General features: G+C 60.6%; 14 protein-coding genes and 5 pseudogenes. 4 read left to right on the top strand and 15 right to left on the bottom strand.

Features of this window, described 5'->3' with window-relative positions:
* Nucleotides 1–166: 166 nt before the first annotated feature.
* The 7 genes and pseudogenes from BJF89_RS11010 to BJF89_RS10975 all read right to left on the bottom strand — a co-directional run bounded on the left by BJF89_RS11010 (nucleotide 167) and on the right by BJF89_RS10975 (nucleotide 11,616).
* A pseudogene (locus tag BJF89_RS11010) lies at nucleotides 167–1,403 on the bottom strand (IS110 family transposase).
* Nucleotides 1,404–2,230: 827 nt separating this feature from the next.
* Nucleotides 2,231–4,294: a peptidase domain-containing ABC transporter gene (locus BJF89_RS11005; RefSeq protein WP_075814819.1), complete on the bottom strand. Its 2,064-nt coding sequence runs from the start codon at nucleotides 4,292–4,294 to the stop codon at nucleotides 2,231–2,233.
* Nucleotides 4,295–4,326: 32 nt separating this feature from the next.
* On the bottom strand, nucleotides 4,327–5,466 hold the full coding sequence (locus BJF89_RS11000) for a lanthionine synthetase LanC family protein (protein WP_075814817.1): 1,140 nt from the start codon (nucleotides 5,464–5,466) through the stop codon (nucleotides 4,327–4,329).
* Nucleotides 5,409–6,962, bottom strand: coding sequence for a DUF4135 domain-containing protein (locus tag BJF89_RS10995; RefSeq protein WP_075814815.1), 1,554 nt, complete (start codon nucleotides 6,960–6,962; stop codon nucleotides 5,409–5,411). The genes BJF89_RS11000 and BJF89_RS10995 overlap by 58 nt, the downstream gene beginning before the upstream one ends.
* 1,080 nt (nucleotides 6,963–8,042) lie before the next feature.
* Complete coding sequence (locus BJF89_RS18615; protein WP_139311995.1) at nucleotides 8,043–8,537, bottom strand: hypothetical protein; 495 nt, start codon at nucleotides 8,535–8,537, stop codon at nucleotides 8,043–8,045.
* Between the two features lie 313 nt (nucleotides 8,538–8,850).
* Nucleotides 8,851–9,477, bottom strand: coding sequence for an ATP-binding cassette domain-containing protein (locus BJF89_RS10985; RefSeq protein ID WP_075814811.1), 627 nt, complete (start codon nucleotides 9,475–9,477; stop codon nucleotides 8,851–8,853).
* Nucleotides 9,478–10,394: 917 nt separating this feature from the next.
* A pseudogene (locus tag BJF89_RS10975) lies at nucleotides 10,395–11,616 on the bottom strand (IS110 family transposase).
* Between the two features lie 507 nt (nucleotides 11,617–12,123).
* Here BJF89_RS10975 and BJF89_RS10965 point away from each other — a divergent pair.
* Nucleotides 12,124–13,381, top strand: a pseudogene (locus BJF89_RS10965) (IS256 family transposase).
* Nucleotides 13,382–13,482: 101 nt separating this feature from the next.
* A pseudogene (locus BJF89_RS19610) lies at nucleotides 13,483–13,821 on the top strand (transposase); the annotation flags it as partial.
* Between the two features lie 52 nt (nucleotides 13,822–13,873).
* Here the strand turns inward: BJF89_RS19610 and BJF89_RS10960 are convergent.
* Nucleotides 13,874–15,134 (bottom strand): annotated as a pseudogene (locus BJF89_RS10960) (ISL3 family transposase).
* Nucleotides 15,135–15,683: 549 nt separating this feature from the next.
* Here BJF89_RS10960 and BJF89_RS10955 point away from each other — a divergent pair.
* A complete protein-coding gene (locus tag BJF89_RS10955) occupies nucleotides 15,684–16,058 on the top strand; it encodes a PadR family transcriptional regulator (protein WP_075814805.1) in 375 nt (124 codons plus the stop codon).
* Nucleotides 16,055–16,447 (top strand): hypothetical protein, encoded by a 393-nt coding sequence (locus tag BJF89_RS10950; RefSeq protein ID WP_075814803.1) that lies wholly within the window; start codon nucleotides 16,055–16,057, stop codon nucleotides 16,445–16,447. The genes BJF89_RS10955 and BJF89_RS10950 overlap by 4 nt, the downstream gene beginning before the upstream one ends.
* An 8-nt stretch (nucleotides 16,448–16,455) precedes the next feature.
* On the opposite strand, the gene BJF89_RS10945 is transcribed toward BJF89_RS10950, so the two are convergent.
* The 7 genes from BJF89_RS10945 to gcvP form a co-directional block, all read right to left on the bottom strand.
* The gene (locus BJF89_RS10945; protein WP_075814801.1) at nucleotides 16,456–17,139 is read right to left on the bottom strand and encodes a TrmH family RNA methyltransferase; all 684 of its coding nucleotides are present in this window, start codon (nucleotides 17,137–17,139) and stop codon (nucleotides 16,456–16,458) included.
* Entirely contained in the window at nucleotides 17,136–17,852 is a 717-nt protein-coding gene (locus BJF89_RS10940) for a lysoplasmalogenase family protein (protein WP_075814799.1), read from the bottom strand. The genes BJF89_RS10945 and BJF89_RS10940 overlap by 4 nt, the downstream gene beginning before the upstream one ends.
* Nucleotides 17,852–18,403 carry an orotate phosphoribosyltransferase gene (pyrE, locus tag BJF89_RS10935; RefSeq protein WP_075814797.1) on the bottom strand — a complete coding sequence of 184 codons (552 nt, stop codon included), beginning with the start codon at nucleotides 18,401–18,403 and terminating at the stop codon, nucleotides 17,852–17,854. The genes BJF89_RS10940 and pyrE overlap by 1 nt, the downstream gene beginning before the upstream one ends.
* Before the next feature lie 71 nt (nucleotides 18,404–18,474).
* Nucleotides 18,475–20,166 (bottom strand): hypothetical protein, encoded by a 1,692-nt coding sequence (locus tag BJF89_RS10930; RefSeq protein ID WP_158026059.1) that lies wholly within the window; start codon nucleotides 20,164–20,166, stop codon nucleotides 18,475–18,477.
* Nucleotides 20,167–20,201: 35 nt separating this feature from the next.
* A complete protein-coding gene (gene gcvH, locus BJF89_RS10925; protein WP_075814793.1) occupies nucleotides 20,202–20,594 on the bottom strand; it encodes a glycine cleavage system protein GcvH in 393 nt (130 codons plus the stop codon).
* Between the two features lie 45 nt (nucleotides 20,595–20,639).
* On the bottom strand, nucleotides 20,640–21,833 hold the full coding sequence (gene gcvT / locus BJF89_RS10920; RefSeq protein WP_075814791.1) for a glycine cleavage system aminomethyltransferase GcvT: 1,194 nt from the start codon (nucleotides 21,831–21,833) through the stop codon (nucleotides 20,640–20,642).
* On the bottom strand, nucleotides 21,833–24,748 hold the full coding sequence (gene gcvP, locus BJF89_RS10915; RefSeq protein ID WP_075814789.1) for an aminomethyl-transferring glycine dehydrogenase: 2,916 nt from the start codon (nucleotides 24,746–24,748) through the stop codon (nucleotides 21,833–21,835). Before gcvP ends, gcvT begins: the two co-directional genes overlap by 1 nt.
* Nucleotides 24,749–24,753: the final 5 nt, after the last annotated feature.

Raw genomic sequence — 24,753 nt, 5'->3', positions numbered from 1 at the left:
AAACGGGGTGTCCCTATCTAGATTGTCAACCCCTGCGCCGTGTTTTCCTCGACCTGGTGCCCGGACTTCAGTGGTCTGTCTTCAAACAGGGTGGCGTAGACGTCGGGTCCGGGCGTTTCCGGAGCCTGCGACGCCTCCGGGATAGCAGGGGGTTCAGTTCAGTGGTCTAGGCTGCAGCAGCCTCCGGGGCAGCTCGGGGTGGCAGCTCACGGAAGAATTCGCCACGGGTGAGCATCACGAAGATGACGTTGCACCTGCGGCGGGCCAGACACATCACCGCCGCATTGTGACGCTTACCCTCGACCCGTTTCTTGGCGTAGTACGACCGGGACGCCTCGTGACAGTTCGACGCGATCCAGGCGGATCTGAACAGGGCATTCTTCAACCGTTTGTTGCCGGATCGGGCGGGAAACTCACCTCTGATCGACGTGCCGGACCGTCTGGTCACCGGTGCGATACCGGCGTAGGGGTCCCGGTGGGCGGCGTCGGGGAAGTCGGAACAGTCACCGACAGCCAGGAGGATGTTCGCGGCGGTCTTGATGCCTACACCCGGCATCGACATCAAGTCTGCAACTGGCTCCGGGAAAGAGGGAAGTCATCAAGCATCTCCTCGACCTGCCCGGCGATCGAGTCACGCTGGGCCTTCAACGACTTGATGTTGGTCGCCAACATCTTCAATCGCCACTTCGACTGCGGCGGTGCCGCGCGCAGTGACCGTCTGTGCCGCCAGCGCGGTGAAGATGCTGTCGACCAGGGCTTCGGGGTCCTTCTTGGAGTGGTTCCTCGACCAGGTCAGTACGCATTTCTTGCCGGAGCGCTCCATCCTCGTCGGCCTGGCGTAATGGATCAGCAGGTGCACCCACGTTGGCTCGTTGGACGATGTCACCGGCGAAGACGCGTTCCAGTAGCGGGTAGATTTGCACCAGGATGCTGCCTAGCCGGTTGATCGTGCGGGTGGAAGTCCCAGGCGATGTCATCATCCAGGCCGGACAGCATCTTCAGTGCGGAAAACACTTCGGCGTTGCGGTCCACCGCAAGCAGCGCATGAGGCATGTTGGGGGCGGGGGCAAGCGATGATGAACGCATCCCGCGGATCTGTTCTCGCCTGGCCGGCATACAGGTCGCCGGCCTTACGCATCGCCAGGCCAGGCAGATAGGCCACGCCGCAGTCGCAGGCCCTGGCTACGGCGATGGGCAGGGCGCCGATGGTGCCTTCGCTGATCGACGATCAACAGCACACTGTCGTAGGTCTTGAGTTCGTCGAAGACGGCGCTCAGGCTGTCTTCGTCCTGGAGCAGGGCCTTGTCGTCGACCTTCGTCCCGTCGGTGATCAGTGCGCAGCCGTCGTGGGCAGTTTTGCCGACGTCGAGTCCGAGGTAGACGTCGTAGGTGGTGTCTTCCATGATCATCCCCTCCTTGGGGGAGGTTGGTGTGTGGTTGTGGTGGAAGATCACTGGTGGTGGTCGGACACTCGGTGCGGGCACCCACGTTACAAAGAGGCTTCACCGCCCCTGAAGAGCGGTGAGCCGCGTCCCTATTAGCCGTCAGCGTGTGTCCTGGTACCTCGGCGGCAACACCCCCGGATCATGATGTAGAACAACAGGGCGAATCAGCCATACCGAGGCCAGTGACCTGCCCCCGAGGATACGGGGACACCATCAAGGCAACGGGAGACCTGACCATCGGCAAAACAGCAAGACCGCTGACGCGGCCCTTGGCTGAGCGTACCGGCCGCTTCATGATCACAAACACGTTGGACCTGGGCAGAGATTCCGACAGGTTGGCCAACCTGCTCAGCGTCACGGTCGATAGACTGGGATCCAGGCTGACCGGGGGCCGCCCACGACGTTGACCTGGGGTCGGGATACTTCAGATGGCCCAGCACGCACGACCGACCAAAGAGTCAGGCCTGGGTGTGTTCCTCGCTGATTCCGACAGCTCCATCCAACACGATACCAAGGAATCGATCTACCGGGAGGCGCGGGAGTTCTGAGACAGGGGTACCGCGTTGTGAATTGATCAGATGAAGGTAGACCGGGGTGCGGCGATGTTCAACAACATCCCACGTGGAGTGCCGAGAAGCTACACGCCGCACGAGAAGTTTAAGAAGCTACTACAAGCAGACATTGTTGCCCCGCCGCCTTGGCAGGACCCACGATCCTCCGCAAAACCACTTCCAAAATCAACGAATAAAAGTAAGGTCCATGCAGTAAGCGACAGAAGCCTAAGGCTAAGATTGACGATCACTACCCAGATTGACAACACGATCAAATAGAGGCGCCATATCGCTATTATGGGAAACTACACACACTGTAGAATCAAGATTTACTAGCTGCACCATAACGTGCTCCTCCGTGACCTTGTCCAGATTTGCGGTCGGTTCGTCGAGAAGAATAACCCCGGGAACACCAAGAACGGCCTGCGCGATCCAAAGTCGCTGAAGCTGACCTCCGGAAACACCATTCGAATCATCAATGTAAGAAGAGAGACCTATGGGCAGCTTCGCAACCACACTATCTAGACAAGCAACCCTCAAAGCCTTCCAGACATCACTATCCGAAAATCCGCTCCGCCCAGATGTCACAATCTCCCGAACAGACCCAGAGACAGGTGAATTCTTCTGCGACGAGTAACCAACCTGGGACCGCAAAGATCGAAGATTAATATCACTCATGTCTGTACCGTCCCAGAAAACCGCAGAACCGCCAGACTCATTCAAGCCAAGAAGCGAACGAACTAAAGTAGACTTTCCAACACCCGACGGCCCGCAAATAAGAACCTTTTCACCTTCTTTCAATGCCAACGAGACTCCGTCAAGAACAAGGTCCGAATCTCCAGGATACCCTACTCTTAGATCATGAGCGGACAACTCATTTACGCGGGCTATCATAATCCCTCCGGGGTGAAAATCCTCCCCCGGGAGATCCAGTAGATCAGAGACATTATCTATCTCAGCGCCAGCGCCGAGCATTATTTGCAGATTTGCCCCGACCCGCTGAATCGGTGCCAGTGCGAAACTACAAAGCGTGACAAGAGTTACCAAATCCCCAATGGTAATCACCCCACCTGTCGACATAATAAACAGACCAAGAATCAGCCACAGAAGAGGAGCCAAAGCGTCTAACGTCGAGAATAGAACGCCGACACGGAGGTCCAATTGTTGGCGCTTAAAAACACTCCGAACCTGATCTACGTACGAAGTGAACCAATTGCCAAACTTGTACTCTTCGAGGCCATTGGCTTTTAGGGTGTCGAAACCCGATACGTCCTGAACGAGCGTTCCTTGCGCACGAGAGCTAGCACGAATAATATCTTCGGTAAACCTATTTGCTGCGGGAGCAACACTTACGCCAATCCCTATCGCCAACGCTGCTACCATTACAAGCAACACGAAATGATATCCAGAAATTAGTGCAACACTGAAAGCCAGAACTAAAAACATCACCATATCAGAAATTATCGACAGCACTCTAGAGGCGATGATGTCGCGCACAGAATTCAGGGACGCGAACTTAGTCAATAGATTTCCAATGCCGACTCTTCCCATCTCTGCAAGGGAGAGATCATAAACCTTAAGTCCAATTGACTTTCCCAACTCACGCTCAAACGATCGCTCTACATAATTGGCAAGTTCCGCTCGTATGAGGCTCAAAACAGAATAGGCAACAACTAACCCCATTATAAGCGCGAATTGAATGTAGGTCTCTCGACTCAAGATAATCCCTGACCGCGATACCTCGTCCACTACAGAGCCAACCATTCGCGGAGGGAAGGTCAATATAGCCGATGAACACATCGCTATAAGAGCGATCGCAACGAGTTCGAACCTTCGCGGCTGAGCATAACGCCATAAGATTGCTGTTCTCTTTCGAAAACGCTTAGAACGATGTGCGTCAGATCCTTCTGCAAGGCAGAGAAAGGGGCCAGTAGATGTCAACTCCACCTCAGCAATGCTTATCTCCCGATAGCCCGAGGCGGGGTCCATAACCAGTAGAGCATCCCCGTCATCATTGACTCCGTACACACAAAGAAAGTGGTCACCATTCCAGCCTACAACGAGCGGCCCCAGATTAACAGCCTCGACAATACTTCCTTTATAAGCTTTAACGCCAACACCAAATCCGGAGATAATCCTCTTGATATCTAATAACGAAATCCCGCTCCTGCCCGTGTCAACGACCCTCGCCACTTCGCTATACGAAATTCGACCACCCATAGCGCAAAGCAACCAATGCGAACAGGCAATTCCACAATCGGTTGCCTTTAATTGACGAGTCGGTCCGTTCTTCTTCACAAGGCGGGGGCGAATTCCGGGACTAAACCTGTTCACCACAAGACTCCACGTAGCAGTTCAGGATCCGAAACTGATGCAATCGAAAGCAAGGTACCTGACATTCCCATAAAAAGACCCTGGTTACGAACCCCAGGCATCGCTCCAGAACACCATGGTCTAAGAAACGAGCGGTGTGCTAGCGCAATGCTCGCGAGAGTACGAGATGTCTCCGGAGCCTCGGTGCCCACGTTCGGTTGCGCCAGCTCACCCGTAAAGTATGCATTTAAAATGGCGATATTACCACTCGCACCGTGGCAAAGCGAGTGGTTTGATCCATATGAAAGATTTTCAAGTGAGTTAATCGTCTCTTCGAGCGCACTAGACATAAGCCTTCTCGCCCGTCCTAGTACCGTAGCGGGAAATCCTGTCTTCGATGCAACGTAAGACCAGCAGATGAGAGCACCAGCAGACCCATGGCACCACGCATTAAAACCGGCATCGCCCCGGTTGGACGGATCTTCCCTAAGGTCCGGCCATGTCCCCCCGAACCGATCAACAATCGCACTCTCCCAATATGAAATACGCTCCAGTAAACTGAAGATCCGCTTTCTATCGTCAATCGAGCCGACCTTTTCCACAGCGATCGACAACGCGTAAACAACTCCGGAAGACCCGTGGGCGAACCCAAGCAGCCCAGCACCAGATTCATTTGAATTCGTAAATAACGCACGATCCACGACAACGTCGCAGATCCTCGTTGCCGTATCACGTATCTGTTCGTCAAACGATATATTCAGCTTTTCTCCGCAGCGGTGAAGCGCGATGATTAATCCAGAAAGTCCCCCTACAACATCGACGTTCTGAGTCGAATAGATTTGAAGATGTGCCTCGTCTCCGATTATCCTACAAATATCGGCAATGTTTCCCAGATCGTCAGAATCCGATATAGTCGGGAGCGTCCTAAGAAGTCCGCCCAGCACTCCTGTCAATCCCAAATCGGGCTCTTCCGAGCCAATAGTAAGTTTCAAGCCCTTCTTCTGCACTAACCGCGCAGCAGCGACAATTGATTTCTCGCACGCTTCCTTCGCCTCTTTAAGCCGGAGGGACGTTTCGTCCTCCGAAAACGAGTTCAGTGCTAGTAGTATACCGGCAACGCGTCGTAGAGGTCGACGCCTCCTGTCCCGAGCCGCCATTGACCACGATACTGCGCTCGCAGCGCCAGGGGAACCGCAAAACCATCGTCGCTTATGTGAAGGCTGCCCAATAGGCTATCTGCCAATAGTTCCCTGTCGAGAGAAGAGGATGTCAGGTATGAGGACGAAATCGAAAAAGATTGCGAAGGACACGAATCGCTCGTATTATCAACGTATGCTGTCGCCCAGCAGTGCTCGATGATGGCCTTCTGTTCGACAAGGTCTTTATCTGAACAGCACTCTAACCTGCGCATCACATCGGGCAATGGTGCATCGGTATAACCAATGTGCTCTCCCCGATCATTAAATATCGCACCTTGCCCTATCGTCATTTCGAACCGTGGAACGTTACCATCCATTACGTCACAAATTTCAGAAGCAACCAGTCTCGCCCTGTAATCTCTCCCGTAGAATCGAGATAGCAGTTTAGAAGAACAGAGTACCCGCCCCATGTAGTCACGAGTGAATTCAGGGTGGTTCATTTCCGCAATTATTTTTCCATAAACCATCGTAGGCCGAGCAAGGAACCGGGCTCTAACGTCGGATAGGTCCGAAACGACTTGTGCGATAAGCCTATTACGTTTTACTATCAACTTAAAAGTATGTTCAAACGATTCCAAAAACTCCTGTCGATACTGGAGTAGGATAGGACGCTCCGGTAGCTCCTGTTCATCATCAAATACACCACTCACCATCGCGAGCCGTACATGGCCGTCCTCACCCTCGACCGGTTGCGGAACTGACGGTCCTCCTTCCTGGCCGGATTTAGCTCCCAACGTCGATATATCTGTAAGTCGGTCGGGATGATCGTGAGCTGCAGCTACCGGATTGGGAAGTATGCCGATAGATGCAACGCTGTTAGCAAACCATTGCGTAGCTGCGTTACCATACTCATTATCCACGGGAGGCTGCGGAATAGCGCCGTGGACTAGGGTTTCGACGTCGGTAACGCACACCTTACCGTCTACGAATCGGATGTTTTCATGGTGAAGGTCGATTGACCTTAAGAAGTAAGAAATCGCTGTCAGCGATCCCAAGCCACTAGACAAGTTACTTGCTTGGTGAGGTCTGACCCTGCTTTCGACCTCGGCGACCCAGAAGTAGCCATCTCGTAGAAGAACCTCGGGGATGAAAATATGGGCAAACGCTTCAGGAATTATTTTCTTTAGTTCAGGAAGGAGATTATGCAGTTCTCCGTCCGTCGGCTTATAGAAGATATTGCGTGATTCAAACGCGACGCGAACGACGCGTCGTCCGCCCCCATGGGCGTCTCCACCCGCGAAGTAAATACCACTGATCCTCTCATTGCGATGAAGTGAATATACATCCCTTAGCGAGGATTCATCTTCAGCGATATGGTCGAGTACCTCGACGATATATGAAAGCCAATCTTCCAAAGCGACGATTACACTTCGCAAGACCTCGGGATACTCCTCGAAAAGTTCCCAAGTACCGAGTTCCGTTCCGAGAAATGACTCAAACTCCGTCGGTGACATCGATCGACAGAACTCCTCACGAAACGTTGAAACGCTCGGAAGAACAACCGACGCAAGGCGTTCAATTGGTAGTTGCCGCACCAACGAATCGAGGACGTTTCGATCAAAAATGGGGCTATTTTGGTGTTCCATAATTCTGGGCTCACAGGCAGTGCGCCAGAAACCGGAGACTATTCGGAATATAGGTTTAGCGAAGAGGCCGAACTCTTCTAGCTCTGTAACAATGCCCCGGGCAGATCCCCCCTTATGATAGTACACTAGTCCACTCTTCCACCATATTGTACTATACTGATTCCACATGCTATCTGGCGAACTTAGTACCATAGCGAGTTCGTTTGCCGTATAACCCAGCGGCGCGAGGGCTTCATCAACTGTTAGCTCTCCGGAACTAACTGCCTTTAGCACCCCAAGCTCTCGCCATCGCGGCGGTAGCCCTTCTATATGCGACTGTAAAGTAGTGGCCATTGTAATGTCTTTCTCGCTCTAGAGTTTTATTTATTTAAAGTAGATTACCGATAATTTTACGACACAAGAAACGGCAACGCCAAGGTGATTCCGCGCTGCCGTATTCTTGATGACGTTCTACCCTACCGCACCATCAGCAAGTTTGTCGACCGCATGCGATACCACACTTGGTGATACCGGAGTACCAGGGGACGCACCAGCAGCATCCGATGGTACCAAACATACCTGACGCTGCACCGTTTACATCCGAGATCTCTTCGTCGATCACTTCGGTGAGGTCTACCTGCACATTAGTAGTTTTCATTGGACTCTCCTGTCTGTTCTGATCCTTAGCAGCATGCTCTCGTTCCAAGCTTGCAAGATCCCCAAATTGCGCTGTCCCCGAAACACTGTGTTATCGAGGCAATCGCGATGGTTCCGCAGGGAATGGACGTAGTGCCGCCGTTGACCTCATCGATGTCAGCATCGTCGAGCTCGACCAGCGGTACCCGGAATTTTTCCGGATTGTGATTCAAGTGCATTTGGCTTCTTCCTCTCCGCGCCGCGCGCGTCGCCATGAACGGGGTTGGTGGACACTAGATGGCCGCAACTGGAAGGAGCATGCCGGTTCGGAATTTAGCGCTGGCGTCTCGTTTTCAAGTAAACGGTTCCACCTATGGTAAGTATAGCGAAAGCATAGCACGATAGCAATAGGATAGCGAGGTTTACGGTTAACGAAGTTGATGCGACATTAGCTATGGTTTCACTACCGCTTTCTTCTGGGCTCCAGACAATCGTCCAGTTCAACGCGCCCGGCATGTAGTCGAGCCAAGCGGAAGAGCGTCCACCTTCGTTAGATGCTGAAGTCAGTGTAGGCTCGACTAGCAGTGCATATACGAGAATCGTGATGATTGTTTTTGTGATAGTCTTTAATGCAAGGGAGATACCTATACCGATTATGCCCCATATAGTCAAAACCAGTAAGTTTTTTATAACGAACCCCAAGGCCTCTGATGAAAGCAAGATGTCTTCGTGGCCGTTTAGTGCCCCTGCTCCGGAGACCAGCAGATGATTTGCCGCGGCCAGCGTGATACTGCCCGCAACTGATACCAATAGCGCAGAAGCTGCCATTAAGGATAGAGTTGTCGCACTCTCGTACCCTCGCATCCTCACAAACCTGTCGTCTCCATATTTTAGACAACGTATAATGAAGAGTGCTCCTGCGATCGCGGAGTACACATAACCGGTTCGCCCGGGGTATGAGAGGCTATATTGCCAAATATAATCTGGCACCTCACTTCCCCTAGAATTTATTAGCGCTGTCGTAAAGGATAAGAGCGACAAGGCTACGGCGAAGCCCGCGATTATTCCTACATAAACCCGATCTCGGCATCTTACCTTTATCAGGTATAGTATTGTGCTGAGTATATTATTCATGCGTATTTTAGTTACCTTGAGGTATGGTCAGATTTTCAGCATATTCTTCCTGCAGTAGTTCAGTAGAGTGAGTCGTCGCGATAACGATCGTTCCTCTTGTCGCTGCCTCTACCAACAGCTTGTTCACTTTTCCTCTAGATACATTATCGAGGGCTTTTTCTGGTTCGTCGAGTATAATAATATCTGAGTTGTGTCCGAGTGTCAGACCGATTGATATTTTATTGTATTCTCCACTCGACAGGGATGCAATACTTGACCCCTCCCTTACTTGAACTCCCAGGGAATTCCACACTGCACGACATCTATTCTCCGAGAAGTCGGTGAATGTTCTTCGCGTTTCCAGTATCCCCTTAATCGATGAGCTTTGACACAGGGAGACGGCCGGCATATGTGCGGATATCGTTCTCCTACGGTTTTTTTTTCTGTCGGTGACGAATTCAATTGTCCCTGATTTTTGCCGAATGGCACCAGATATAGCGTACAGTAGGCTAGTTTTCCCAGCGCCATTTTTTCCAGATACTGCTGTTAGTGTTCCGGACCGGAAAGTATAATCCGGTATTGATATGTCGTTCTTGTTTGAACTCTTCAGGACTAACCCTCTGATCCTGATTTCGCTTTTGCTATTCGGCAGCACCGTGCAGATCCCTGTCCCCGCGGACGGTTACTATTATAAGAGTTATGGCAGAAACAAGAGTCAGTACGATACCAATTCCACTTAGTAACATGTTACCTAGTGCCATGGCATTAGCTACGAAGAGCAGCGCTCCTACCGCTATCCCACAGGTCGCTACCGCGTTGATTCTCATTGCTGTTTTCCTTTCCAGTGAAGCTTGCTTGGGACCTTATAGTATCAACTTGCTTTGGGTTCCGCTACCGTTATCTCAAGACGTGATCCTGTGGTCGGTGCACTGGTACAAACCGCCACGGACTGTGGTACCGCGATTTGCAGGAGATGCTGAACGAGTGCGGCGTGCCGGTGGAGCACACCATCATTCTCCCCGGTGGGTGCAGAAGTGGGGACTCTTGCACAGTTAGGTGACATCGGATGTGGCTTGCCCGCTGCGCGGCCCGGAAGGATGTGCGCCATGCCTGCCCTCTACCCCCAGGGGTTCCACGAAGACGTCGTACGCGTGGCTTGGTCCCGCGAGGACGGCGCCACCATCGCGCAGATCGCGAAGGACTTCGGCGTCCGCGTCGTGGTATCCCTCCGGATCTTGAAGCTCTCCCGCAACCCCTACTACCGCTGGCGGAAACGGCGGATTACCAGGCCCGAACTCGTCGAAGCCTATCGCACCAACGGCCTGCTGGACGCCCACCTCGACGGCCGAGGAGTTCGGCTACCGATTCCTCGTCGAAGAATCCGCGGAGGTCGGAGAACCAATGTACGGGGGGTGTCCCTATGTAGGTTGTCAACCCTTCAACCGAAGTTTCTCGACCTGGTGTGGCTGATTGCCGATGGCGACGCTTCGAACATGCGGACGTTGACGGTGCGCCCGGCTGTTGGGGCGCACCGCCTTAGGTCTCTGCGGGGACGGGGCCCAGTTCGTCAGTCTAGGCTGCGGCAGCCTCCCTCGCCGGTCTCGGCGGAAGCTCCCGGAAGAACTCACCGCGGGTCAGCATCGCGAAGATGACGTTGCACCGACGCCGGGCAAGACACATCACCGCGGCGTTGTGCCGTTTACCCTCGGCCCGCTTCTTGGTGTAGTACGACCGGGAACGCCTCGTGGCAGTTTGATGCGACCCGGGCCGACCTGAACAGGGCGTTTTTCAGCCGTTTGTTGCCGGATCGGGCAGGGAACTCGCCTTTGATTGATGTGCCTGAGCGTCTGGTGATCGGGGCGATGCCGGCGTAGGCGGCCAGGTGGGCGGCATCGGGGAAGTCGGAACAGTCGCCCACGGCCAGCAGGATATTCGCGGCGGTCTTGATGCCCACACCCGGCATCGACATCAAGACCTCGGCAAGAGGGAAGTCGTCAAGCATCTCCTCAACCTGCCCGGCGATGGAGTCACGCTGGGCTTTCAACGCCTTGATGTTGGTCGCCAGCATCGGAATCGCCACTTCGGCTGCGGCGGTGCCGGGTACGGTGACCGTCTGTGCCGCCAGGGCCTGAAAGATGGCGTCCACCAGGGATTCTGGGTCCTTCTTCGCACGCTTACGCGACCAGGCCAGCACCCGGTTCTTACCGGAACGCTTGAGCTTGGTCGGCCCGCCGTAATGGATCAGTAGATCCAGCACGAAGGCTCGCTGGATGATCTCGCCGGCGAAGACGCGTTCCAGGGACGGATAGATCTGCACCAGGATGCTGCGAAGCCGGTTGATCGTGCGGGTGCAATCACGAGCGATGTCGTCATCCAGGCCGGACAGCATCTTGAGTGCGGAAAACACTTCAGCGTTGCGGTCCACCGCACGTAGAGTGTGCGGCATGGTGCGGGCGGTATTGGCGATGATGAACGCATCCCGCGGATCAGTCTTGGCCTGTCCGGGGTACAGGTCAGCGGCTTTTCTCATCGCCAGGCCGGGAAGGTAGGCCACGCCGCAGTCGCAGGCCCTCGCCACGGCGATCGGTAGGGCGCCGATGGTGTTGGGTTGATCGACGATCAGCAGGACTCTGCCGTGGGTGGCGAGCTCGTCGAAGACGGCGCGCAGGCTGGCTTCGTCCTGGGGCAGGGCCTTGTCGTAGATCTTGGTCCCGCTGCTGGTCAGGGCGCAGCCGTAGTGGTCGGTTTTTCCGACGTCGAGTCCGAGGTAGACGTCGTAGGTGGTGTCTTCCATGATCATCCCCTCCTTGGGGGAGGTTGGTGTGTGGTTGTGGTGGAAGATCACTGGTGGTGGTCGGACACTCGGTGCGGGCACCCACGTTACAAAGAGACTTCACCGCCCCTGAAGAGCGGTGAGCCGCGTCCCTATTAGCCGTCTACGTGTGTCCTGGTACCTCGGCGGCAACACCCCCGGATCATGATGTAGAACAACAGGGCGAATCAGCCATACCGAGGCCAGTGACCTGCCCCCGAGCTTACGGGGACAGAATCAAGGTAACGGGGTGCGTGGTGGATCTGCCAAGACAATCAGTGGTGGTCCGTGTTCGGAGAGAAGCGCGCCAAGAGTAGGAAACTACCAAGCCCACCAATCCGCGATGACCTGATCAAGTGCGACTCAACGGTTACGTCCTCTAGCGTGGTGTATCTGTAACTGCCGGTGACCACCCCATCAACGACGACGGTGACCACCGCAGGTACCTTTCGACTCAACTCCTACATCTCCTCGAAATGGCACTCCACGATGGCCACCAGCCCCCATCATATCGACCCGTCGACCTACCTCGACGACCTGCTCACCCAAGCATCGCCAGATCTGATGCGTCACCAGATCTGATGCGTCAGATCCTTCAGAGCTTCATCAACCAGATCCTGCCCACCAAGGCCGACCAGATCTGCGGCGCGGACTACGCCACCACCAGCGAGTCACGCACCAACACCCGCAACGGCTACTGACACCGCGACCTCGACACCCGCGTCGGCACCGTCGACGTCGCCGTTCCCAAACTCCGTTCCGGCTCGTTCTTCCCCGACTGGCTGCTGGAACGCCGTAGCCGCGCCGAACGCGCTCTGACGACCGTGATCGCAACGTGCTACCTCAAGGGGGTTTCCACCCGCTTCGATGAACGACCTGGTCGCCAGCCTGGGGATCACCAACCTGTCGAAATCGCAGGTGTGAAGACATGGTCAAGGACCTGGACCCCATGGTCGAAGACTTCAGAACCCGCCCCTTGGATACCGGACCATATCTGTACGTGTCCTGCGACGCGCTGACGATGAAAGTCGTGAGGGTAGACGAGTGGTGAAGACCTCGGTGCTGCTGGCGACCGGGGTCAACGCCGAGGGGTACCGCGAGTTGTTGGGCATGCAGGTCGCCACGGCGGAATCAGTGGCGTCGTGGAACGGGTTCTTCCGGGATCTCAAGGCCCGCGGGCTGGACCAGGTGTTCCTGGTCACCAGCGACGCCCACCTGGGCATCCAGCACGCCATTGGTGAGGTTCTCCCGAACGCGTCGTGGCAGCGGTGCCGAACGCACTTCGCCAAGAACCTCTCGTCGATGGTGTCGAAGACGCAGTGGCCGACACTGTCGGCGATGTTCCAGACGATCTTCCAGCAGCCCGATCCCACGACGGTGTGGACCCAGGCCCGGGAGGTCGTCAGCTTCTGCGAGCACAGGTTCCCCCACGTCGCCGATTACCTGGAAGAGGCCCTCGAGGAACTACTGGCGTTCACCCAGACCCCGAAGGCCGTGTGGACGAAGGTGTGGTCCAACAACCCCACCGAACGACTCAACCGTGAGATCCGTCGACGGACCGACGTCGTGGGGATCTTCGGCGAACCGTGACGCGGTCGTCCGGTTGGTCGGGGCGGTGCTCGCCGAGCGGCACGACGATTGGATCCAGCAGAAGCGGTACATGTCGTTGGTAAGCCTGGAGCAGACGCGCACCATGATGACCGTCAACGTCATCGACGCCGATTCCACTGCGCAGGAGGCTGCATGAGCCGGACCCGTTATCAGGCTCGTGACGGTCCTCGACCTGGAGTCGAACACACTGTTTCAGCGGAAGGGAGATACACCACTTCCCAGGACTTGACCGACTCAACAGCCGATGACACCAACGAACTCTGGCTCACTGATACCACAGCGCACTGGACCGACGAGGGCAAGGCCTACCTCTGAGCCATCAAAGACGTGCTCTCCGCCCCGCATCGTGAGCTACTCCATCGGCGACCGGATGCGGGCCCGCCTCTCGGTGAACACTCTCGACAACGCGGTATTCAGGCGCCGCGACGCTGGTTGCGTCGTGCACTCGGACAGGGGATCTGAAGTTCAGATCACGGAGGTTCGTCCACGCCCCCGAGCCGTCATCACCTCATCGGATCGATAGGCCGAGTCGGCGCTGCCGGGGCCAATACTGCGATGAAATCGTTCTTCGCACTGTCCTAGAATAGCATTCCCGATTTCAAGCCATGGCGTAACGGTTCTTCGCGTTCTAGAGTGCGTTGATCCGGTCCCTCGGCTAGCATGAGTGAATCAAGGGGCATCAAAATGAAGTGGTCCAGATTCCTGAACCCCGGAGCGACGCCCCGCGGGTGCTCCAGCCTCCCGTTGATTGCCTCCGCCGGCCCGTTGGATACACCGATGTCGAAGTAGGCTAGGACCTCTTCGCGCCGGCGCCACAGTGTCCGCCCGAGCTGCGCCAGTTCCTCCAGCCCCGCAGGCAGACTCTTACGTAGCGTGGTGATCACCCTGCCCATCAACTTCTTCCCCTGCGATCTGTCCGGCTGCCCGTACTCGCTGACCAGGTCCTGGTAGAACTCTCAGGTGATGTGCAGTGCTACGTAGTCGTCATCAGTGTCCCACAGCAGATCCAGGTGTTGTTTCTACCGGTCAGTGAGGAAGTTCGTCCTGGTCAACAGAGTCCGGCGGTGCTTGTACACGGGGTCGTCCTTCTGTCCGCGGCGACCGGTGATTTCCCGTTGCATGCGTTGCCGGTATCTGGTGAGCTTGTCGGCGGCCATGTGGACGACGTGGAACGGGTCCATGACATCGCGCGCAGTAGGTAGGGCGTGGTCCAAGGCGGTGGCGTACGCGGTGGACCTGCGCCACTCGTCACGACCTGCACCCCATCCCGGAAGTCCGGGTCGCGTTCACTCAGCCAGGTCTTCAGGACGTCTGCACTGCGTCCCGGCCGCATGTCAACCAGACGTGCCGGCCCGACCCCGTCGGCCAGCGGGGTCAGATCTACCAGTACCGTAACCATCGAGGACGGCTCGCCGGGGTGGCGGGTGTGCTTCCAGACATGCTCATCGGCTCCCAGGATTCGCACCCGGCCAGGTGGGTGAGGTCGGCATAGACAAGGTTCCGTACGGCGGTGACGGCAACTCGGTTGACCAGTTCTCAGTCCACCCCGAGAGCCTTGGCGGTCGCCGCCACGCTCATCGGCGACGACGGCGAGGCGCTGGAAGATCCAGCGAGTCACCCGCCGGTTCAGCTTCGCCCCGTCATAGACGCACGGCAGGGAGATCTGGAAGATTCTTTCACCATAGGTGGGTTTGGCACAGGTGAAGCGGGGCACCCGGACGTGCAGGCGGATGGGGAGCCTCACCACCGGCAGGTCCACCAGGCGGCGGGTGACATGGTCCCGCTTCACCCCGGGGGGTCGCGCAGTTCGGGCAGGAATCGGTGACGGATACCGGGGTGGCCCTGATGGTGGTGAGCGGACCGGCGTCGGCAGCATCGGTGCTCGTCAGGCCGAGTACGGCAGTGTGGCATTTGGTGTCAGCGACGAGGTTGCCAGTAGGGTCCTGGTTCGGTCAGGTGGAAGCTCTGCAGTTCTGATCTTGTACCGGCCAGGGCCTCTATATGTTGTGCCGGCCCGAGCCCTCACCCCGCACCAACTACGCACTCCGAACTGTGAAGAGTCGGCATGACTCGAGAGGAACTGCACATCGCGATCATCACTTGAATCGAGTGGACCTACCACCGCCGTCGGCGGCAGGCCCGTCTGGGCCGATAAACCCCATCGAATACGAGACGATCATGAACCCGGCCGTGAGCCTCGCGGCCTGAGAACCCACCTGTCACCTAAACGTGCGGTAGTCCGCCACGCCAAGTGCTCCGTCAATGAACATTGTGTTGTACAGGGACTTCCGGTACAGCACGTCATCCGACTTAACGCCAGTGGTGAGGTACTGCCAGTAGTTCATGGCAGCGATGCCAACAGCGCGATCCGGATGGTGCAGCGGCGCTCCATCGCACAACTACTTTCTACAGAAACTAGGTCGCGTTAGCCTGTAGTTGTGACTGAGGAACACAGCTTCGGAGACTGGATACGGCCAGCGTTGCCGTTACTGCTTCTTGACATGCTTTCCCACGCCCCGAGCCACGGTTACGGGCTCATCGAACAACTCCGGGAACTGGGGTTCGACGTCCGCGGGACGACCGTGTACCCGCAACTCACCAAACTGCAGCACGCGAACCTCGTATCCAGCCACTGGCAGACCCCGGAAACCGGCCCCGCCAGGAAGATCTTGACCATCACGAGCGAGGGCCAGCGACACCGTGACACGCTGCAACGTCAGTGGCTCTCTCTGCAACAGACCTTGAACACCACGTTGGACTCCCCGCCCCCACCAGAAACAACACCCACGAACCACACCGTAGGAGCCCCATGAGCTACTACAACGACCTCGCCTACGAACTCCGTCGCCGCGGATGCGAGGAAAATGCCGTCGCAGAAGTCCTCCACACCGTCGATGACGCCGCGTCGGCAGGGAATTCACCCCAGGAGGAATTCGGCACACCCAAGGAGTACGCCGCTCAGTATGAAGGACCGCGCAAGTCGACTCCTGGTCAAAGGGCACTCGGTGTCTTCGGGACTATCGGCGTGCTCCTGGTGGCACTCAATGCAATCTGGCCGAACGTCATCGGGAACGACTATCCGCTCTTCCCCTTGTTCCTGATCATCCCCTGCGTATTCGCTGGAGTAGTAGTCGGTGCTTTCGTCGACAACCGGCTCCCCTCAGGATTCGCCTCAACCCAGTCGAAGAAGCCCGCTCAGTAGAACCCCGGTCACCATGCATCCCCCAGGTCCGCGTGCTGGCGGACCCAGGCATGCATGGCGATGCCGGCAGCGACCCCGGCATTGATCGACCTCGTCGAGCCGAACTGGGCGATCGACACCGTCAACGCCGCAGCGTCCTGCGCCTGGGCCGTCACGCCTGGGCCCTCCTGGCCGAACAGCAGCAGGCACCGCTCCGGCAGCCGAGCGGTCTCCAGCGGCACCGACCCCGGGGTGTTGTCCACCGCCACCACCGTCAGCTCATGCTCCCGCGCGTAGTCAGTCACCGACGCCGTGTCCGCATGGTGCAGCAGGTGCTGGTAGCGGTCGGTGACCATCGCACCGCGCCGGTTCCACCGCTTACGCCCGACAATGTGCACCGTGTCCACCGCGAACGCATTCGCCGTGCGCACCACGGTGCCGATGTTCGAGTCATTCTCGAAGTTCTCGATCGCGATGTGCAGCTTGTGCCGCCGGGCGTCGATGTCCGCGACGATCGACTCCAACCGCCAGTAACGGTACCCGTCGACGACATTGCGCCGGTCCCCGTTCTCCAGCAACTCTGGGTCGAAGTGGACGTCCTCGGGCAACGGGACGCCCGGGTATTCCTCACTCCACGGGCCGACGCCGACCGGGTGATCGAACCACTCCGTCGGGCCCCGGCCGGGTGACTGCTCTGCCGGCTCCTCGCTCACTTCTTCCGCCCCGCCTGCCCGGTCTTCGCCGTATGCCCCGTCAGCCCCTCGACGATCAGCAGCTGCGCCGCCACATACGTCGCCATGACCAGGCCGTCCACCAGCCCGTCGAGCCGCTGCACCACCGGAGACTCACCACGCAGGAACGCCAGGCGCGCCAGGATCAGGCCGTCGGACAGGACGAACAGATTGCCGCCGAGACCGGCGCCCGAAAAATCTCCGCCGCCGACCTCCGGGTCCGCGGCCAGCACCGACGTCGTCGCCAACGCCGTGCCGTAGCCGGCGGCGGCAGGGAGAGCGGCCGGCGCGCCCGTCGCTGCGGTGACGATCCCCGAGGCGAGCACCGGCGCGCGCAGCACCAGTGTCGAGCGGCATGGCCGGTGGCCCCGGTGCCACAGCTCGCTGATGTAGGCCACCTGGTTCACGCTGAACGCGGCGGACCCCAGGTTGAGGTTGCGGGCGCGCACGGACGCGTCCTCGCTTCGGCCGTCCTTCCCCATGAGGATCACGTCGCCCAGCAGGCCACCGGCGAGCCCGGCGAGCACCACGGGCAGACGGTCACCGCGGGAGGCACGGGCGCACGCATGAGCACCCAGCAGCGGCATCAGCGCGGGCTTGACCACCTGCGTCACCCGGTCGCCGCGACGTCCCACCGCAGCGGCCGCCACCGACACCGCACCAGCGGCGAGGTACGCCGCCCGCCACACCCGCATCAGGCCAGGCCCAGGTCTTCCAGACCGAGCAGGCTGCGGTACTCCACACCCTCGGCCTCGATGACGTCCTTCGCGCCGGTGGCACGGTCCACCACGGTGGCCACACCCACCACGGTCGCGCCCGCCTCCCGCACGGCGGCGACAGCGGTCAGCGGGGAATTCCCGGTCGTGGTGGTGTCCTCGACGACGAGCACCCGCCTGCCCTCGATGTCCGGGCCTTCGATACGGCGCTGCATGCCGTGCTTCTTGGTCTCCTTACGCACCACGAACGAGTCGACGTCCTCACCGGCATGCATCACGGCGGTGGCCACCGGGTCCGCGCCCAGGGTCAACCCACCGACGGCGACGTAGTCCCAGTCAGCGGTGAGTTCGCGCAGCAGTTCGCCGATCAGTCTCGAGGACTCACGGTGCAATGTGGCCCGGCGCAGGTCCACGTAGTAGTCGGCCTCTTTGCCGGACGACAGTGTCACCCGGCCGTGGACGACGGCGAGGTCGGTGACCAGTTCGGCGAGTCGCTGCAGTTTGTCGGCGTTGACGGTGGGCGTGCTCATGGAGGCGTCCTTTGCGTATCTCAGACTGGGGCAGATTCTAGGGGCGGGTTCTGATGTGGATCTTACGGGGTTCAGTTGTCCTCGGGATCAACGACCTCGGCGTCGACCTCCGGGTAGTCGGTCTGCTCGCCGGACTCCCCCGCATGACGTGCGTGACGCGCCGACGGCGCGCGGTGCCGTCCACGGGACGCCGGGCCCGCAGCCCCGCCGATGACGTCCACCTCTGCGGAGGTGGTGGCGACGTCATCACCGTCGCCGAAGATGGTGGAACGCCGTTCCGCCGAACGGATCACCCGCGGCCCGCCGCCCGAGATCGTCCGACTGTGGTCCGGGTCCTCCCCGACCGCCGGGATCGGGTCAGCCTCGACCGTCTCCCCACCGTCCTCGTCCGGGAAGCCGGAGATGTCACCCATCGTCTGGCCTTCGGAGCGGGTCGGGAAATCAACAGGGGTGGAGGAACGCTCCATCCGCGGTCGGGACTCCTCGGTACGCCCGGCATGGTCGTCCCGCTCGTCAGAGGCACCGGCCTCGGCCAGGTCATCGGACGTCGTCTCCGGTGGCTCCGCATCCGGCACCGCGCGCAGATGCCCGCGGTGGGCAGGTGCGTCGACCGTGTCGTTTGTGTCGTTCGTGTCGTTTGCGTCGTCCTGCCCCTCCTCAACGACAACCGCGTCCACCGTCCCGCGCACACGCGGTCGGGTCGGGTCGGCGTTGGTCATGTCCAGCTCGTGCGAGGTGACCCGCGGAGGCAGCACGCGCGACGCCGCCACCAGCGCACGTCCCTGGACGATGACGTGGTCCCAGATCGGAGGATCCGTCCGCCGGGCCATCTTCATCGCGACCCACGTCGTGCTGAACGCGATGTCCGACACGGAACCGGCCAGGGCGTGCAGGGCCGCGTCGACCCTGCTGTCGAGCATCCGGTCCAGCGCCCGGTTGTCCGAGGAGTACCCCGTGTACGGCGGCCGGTCGCACAGTTCGGAATGACGCATCCCCGCCGGCATCGCCGCCCCGTCCGACAGATGCACCTGCACCGGGGAGAACACCTCACGTCGCAGCGCCACCACGGTGATGCCGTTGACCTCAGCAAGGTGGAACTGGTGGCCGCCGGTGAACCCGGAGACCAGGTCACGGGCGACGGTGGTGGCCGACCCCGCGGCAGCATCCGCCCTGATCAGGGTCATCAGGCTGTCCGGCCACTCCCCCGGCAGGTAGCGGTCCTCCTTGGCGTACTCGTAGCCGTGGGCCTGGGCCCACTGCCGACGTGCACGGCGACCGGCGAACAGGCCGTTGGACGACGCCTCGGACGTCGGTGCCACGGCGTCAGCTGAGTCGCCTACGGCACCTGACCCGTCCTGACGGGACTCCGGGATGGGCTCGCCGACCGGCTCCGGATCCGCCGGGGCGTCCGCCTCCCCAGCCGACTCCCCAGCCGTATCCTGCAACGCCGGTGTGGGCTCGGGTACGTATGCGGGCTCCGACTGCGCTTCCGGCCCCGATTCGACGACCGGCTCCGCGACCTGGTCTGCAGGCTGGTCAGGCCGGTCAGTCTGGGCGGGTTTGGCGGATTGGGAAGCCTGGTCGCTCTGGTCCACGGGACGGCCCCATGCGTGGGTGTCCTCCGCCTCCGGAGAGGCGGGCTCCTGTGGTGACCGTGCTGACCTCCGTGCCGACGGCTGTTTCGACGCACGCCAGAACAGGGCCGCGGCGAAAACCAGCAACGCGAGCCCGAGCACAAGAGCGACAACGGCGACAGACATCATGCCAAGCATAAACGAGGCGGCCCGGGAGCCGGGAACTACTGGTTGGCCGCGGCGTACGCCTCGTGGTCGAGCAGGTCGCCGTCTGCGGGAGCAGCCGACACCGCCACCTCGTAGAGCCAGCCTTCACCGTAAGGATCGTCGTTGATCACACCGGCGTTGTCCTCCAGGTCCTCGTTCACCGCGGTGATCTCGCCGGACACCGGGGCGTAGATGTCGGAGACGGACTTGGTCGACTCGACCTCACCGTAGGGCTCGCCGGCCTCGATCTCGGTGCCGACCTCGGGCAGCTCGACGAAGACGATCTCACCCAGGGCCTCGGCGGCGACATGGGTGATGCCCACGCGGACGGTGTCGCCCTCGGAGACCTCGGTGGAGTTCACCCACTCATGTTCCTCGGAGTACAGGCGGTCGGTAGGCAGTGCAGTCATGGTTTTCTCCTCAGGCAGGTCAGGATGGTGCAGTCAGGGTGGATGTTACTTCTCGCGCGAGTAGAACGGCAGCGCAACGACGGTATAGGGGTGGGCCTTGCCGCGGATGTCGACGGTCACCGTCGAGCCCACGGCCGCGGCCCCGCCCTCAGCGGCAGCATCGGCGGACACGTAGCCCATGGCCACCGGGTACCCCAGCGTCGGCGACAGGGCACCCGAGGTGACTTCGCCGAGCCGGACGCCGTCGGCGTTCTGGATCTCGTAGCCGCCGCGTGCTGCACGGCGACCCTCGCCGACGAGGCCGATGAGGGTCTGGGTGGTGCCTTCCTCCTTGGCGCGGACGATGGCGTCACGTCCGACGAACTCGTCCTTGGACTTCGTCGCCGCGAGGATCCCCAGCCCGGCGTCCACCGGGGTGAGCTCCCGGCTGAGCTCATTGCCGTAGAGCGGCATGCCTGCTTCCAGCCGCAACGTGTCGCGGGCGGCCAGGCCGCAGGGGCGTACCCCGTGGGGCTCGCCGGCAGCCAGGGCCGCGTCCCACACGGCGGTCGCCTGTGCGCCGTCGGTCCCGTTCTCGACGAAGATCTCGAAACCGTCCTCGCCGGTGTACCCGGTACGGGCGATGATCGCCGGGACGCCGGCGACGGTGCCCTGGAAAGCTGCGTAGTAGCCGAGTCCGGCGACCGCGGCCTCCACGGTGCCGACGGCACTCGAGGCCCCCGAGGCCCCCGACGCTTCAGGGGCGTCGGTGACCGCGTCGACGATCTCCAGCATCACCGCGGCGGCCTGCGGGCCCTGCACGGCGATCAGCGAGATGTCGTCGGTCTGGTCGGTCAGGGTCACGTCGAAGTCCGCGGCTCGCTCACGCAGCGCCTCGGCGACGGCGGGGGCGTTGCCGGCGTTGGGGATCACCAGGTACTCGTCCTCGGACAGGACGTAGGTGATCAGGTCATCGATGATGCCGCCGTCGTCGGTGCAGATCATCGAGTACTTCGCCTTGCCGATCTTCACCGCCGACAGCCGGGAGATCAACGCGTGATCGAGGAAAGCGGCGGCGTCCGGCCCGGTGACCCGGACTTCGCCCATGTGCGACAGGTCGAACACTCCGACGGCCTCACGGACGGCGCGGTGCTCCTCGAGCTCCTTGTCGTACTTCAGGGGCATGTCCCAGCCGCCGAAGTCGGTGAACTTCGCGCCGAGCGCCTCATGGACCGGGTGCAGGGCCGTGTGCTTGGTCATCAGTTCTCACTCTCGGTGTCAGCTTCGATGTCGAAGTCCTCCAGCGGCGGGCAGGAGCACATCAGGTTGCGGTCGCCGTAGGCGTCGTCGATGCGGCGCACGGCGGGGAAGTACTTGTCGCGGCGCAACGTGCGCACCGGGAACGCCGCCTTCTCGCGGGAGAAGTGGCCGTGGGACACCGCGTCCTCGAAGTCGTCGCGGATGACGGACTCCGCGGTGAACGGCGCGTGGCGCAGGACGGAGTCCTCGACAGCGACGTCCCCGGCGATGATCTCGTCGATCTCGGCGCGGATGGTGCGCAGGGCGGTGATGAACCGGTCCAGCTCGTGCTTGTCCTCGGACTCCGTCGGCTCGACCATCAGGGTGCCCGCGACCGGGAAGGCCAGTGTGGGGGCGTGGAAACCGAAGTCCATGAGACGCTTCGTCACGTCCGCGGCGGTGACGCCGGACTGCTTGGTCAGCTCGCGCAGGTCCAGGATGCACTCGTGGGCGACCAGGCCGTTCTCGCCGGTGTACAGGGTGGGGAAACTGTCGGCGAGCTGGCGGGAGATGTAGTTCGCGTTCACCAGCGCCATCCGGGAGGCCTCGGTGAGGCCCTCGTCGCCCATCATGGCGATGTAGGTCCAGGAGATCGGCAGCACGCCGGCGGACCCCTGGTTCGCGGCAGACACCGGGCGTCCCTCCTGGACGCCCGGCTCAACGGTGACGTCGGCCCACGGGTCGGACGGGAGGAACGGGATCAGGTGCTCACCCACGCACACCGGGCCGACGCCCGGACCGCCGCCACCGTGCGGGATGGTGAACGTCTTGTGCAGGTTCAGGTGGCTGACGTCGCCGCCGAACTCGCCCGGCTGCGCCAGGCCGACCAGGGCATTGAGGTTCGCGCCGTCGATGTAGACCTGCCCGCCGGTGGCATGCACCTTCGAGCACACCTCGCGGACATGCTCCTCGAAGACGCCGTGGGTGGACGGGTAGGTGATCATGATGCCGGCGATCTGCTCGCCGTACTTGTCGATCTTCGCGTCGAGGTCGTCCAGGTCGATCGAACCGTCCTCGGCGTTCTTCACACCGACGACCTTCAGGCCTGCCAGGGCGGCGGACGCGGCGTTCGTGCCGTGGGCGGACGCGGGGATCAGGACGAGGGTGCGCTGGTCGTCACCGTTGGCGACGTGGTACCGGCGGATCGCCAGCAGGCCGGCGAGCTCGCCCTGGGATCCCGCATTGGGCTGGACGGAGACCGCGGCGTAGCCGGTGATCTTCGCCAGCCGGTCCTCCAGGTCGTCGATGAGCTCCCACCAGCCGGTGGCCTGGTCCTCCGGGACCATCGGGTGGATCCCGGCGAACTCGGGCCAGGTGATCGGCTCCATCGAGACCGCGGCATTGAGCTTCATGGTGCAGGAGCCCAGCGGGATCATCGTGCGGTCCAGCGCCAGGTCCCGGTCCGCCAGGCGACGCATGTAGCGCATCATCTGCGTCTCCGAGGACACCGAGTGGAACACCGGGTGAGTCAGGATGTCGTCGGTGCGCAGCAGGTCGGACAGTGGGCCGTCCTGCGCGGTGAAGGAGGTGGTCGTCACCGAGCTGTTCACCGACGCGATGACCTGCAGCAGTTCCGCGATGTCGTCGTCTGTCGTCGACTCGCCGACGGAGACACCGACGTGGGTGTCGTCGACGTGCCGCAGGTTGAAACCCTTGTCACAGGCCGCAGCGACGGTAGCCGCGGCGTCCTGCACCTGCACGGTGACTGTGTCGAAGAACCGGTCGTGCGCCAGGGTCAGACCCGCCTCGGACAGGCCGACGGCCAGGGCGGTCGCGCGACCGTGCACCGCCGTGGCGATCTCGCGCAACCCCTGCGGGCCGTGCCAGACAGCGTAGAAGCTGGCCACCACCGCCAGCAGCGCCTGTGCGGTGCAGATGTTCGACGTCGCCTTGTCCCGACGGATGTGCTGCTCACGGGTCTGCAGCGACAGCCGGTAGGCCGGGGTCCCCTCCGCGTCCACCGACACACCCACGATGCGGCCCGGCAGCTTGCGCTGCATGTTCTCCCGGCAGGCCAGGAACGCCGCGTGCGGGCCACCGAAGAACAACGGCACGCCGAAACGCTGCGCCGAGCCCACCGCGATATCCGCGCCCAGTTCACCCGGCGAGGTGACCAGCACCTGTGCCAGCAGGTCGCAGGCCACCGTGACCAGGCCGTCCTTCCCATGGACGGCAGCGATGACCTCGCCGAGGTCGTCACGCAGTCCGCCGGTGGTGCCCGGATTCGAGACGACGACGCCGATGAGGGCGTCCTCGCGGGCGGCGAGCTCTGCTGCGGTGATGTCCACGATCTCCACCGGGATATCCACTGCAGCGGCGCGAGCGCGGGTGATGTTGATGCTCGACGGGTGCAGTGCGGCATCCAGCAGCACAACACCGTCCTTCTTCTCTGCCTTCGTGTTCAGCCGTGCCATCATCTGCACGGCCTCCGCCACGGCGGTGGCTTCGTCCAGCAGCGAGGCACCGGCGATCGGCAGGCCGGTGAGGTCCTCGACCATCGTCTGGAAGTTCAGCAGGGCCTCGAGGCGGCCCTGGGAGATCTCCGGCTGGTACGGGGTGTAGGCGGTGTACCAGCCCGGGTTCTCGACCACATTGCGACGGATGACCGCCGGGGTGACCGTGTCGTAGTAGCCGGCACCGATGAGCTGCTTCTTCACCGTGTTCTTCTCGGCGAAGCCACGCAGCGTCGCCAGGGCCTCGGTCTCGTCCAGCGCGGGGGCGAGGCCGATCGGACCCTGCTGGGCGATGCTGGCGGGCAGGGCTGCGGCCGCGAGTTCCTGGGAACTGCCGTAACCGAGGGTGGCGAGGATCTCCGAGGTGGCGGCGGCGTCAGGGCCGATATGACGGTTCGGGAATGCGTCGTGGGGCGTTGCCATGTGTC

The sequence above is a fragment of the Corynebacterium sp. CNJ-954 genome, assembly GCF_001942345.1.
In the GTDB taxonomy this organism is placed as follows: Bacteria; Actinomycetota; Actinomycetes; order Mycobacteriales; family Mycobacteriaceae; genus Corynebacterium.
The sequence above is the reverse complement of the archived record's forward strand: the minus strand, read 5'-3'. Positions and strand labels throughout refer to the sequence as shown.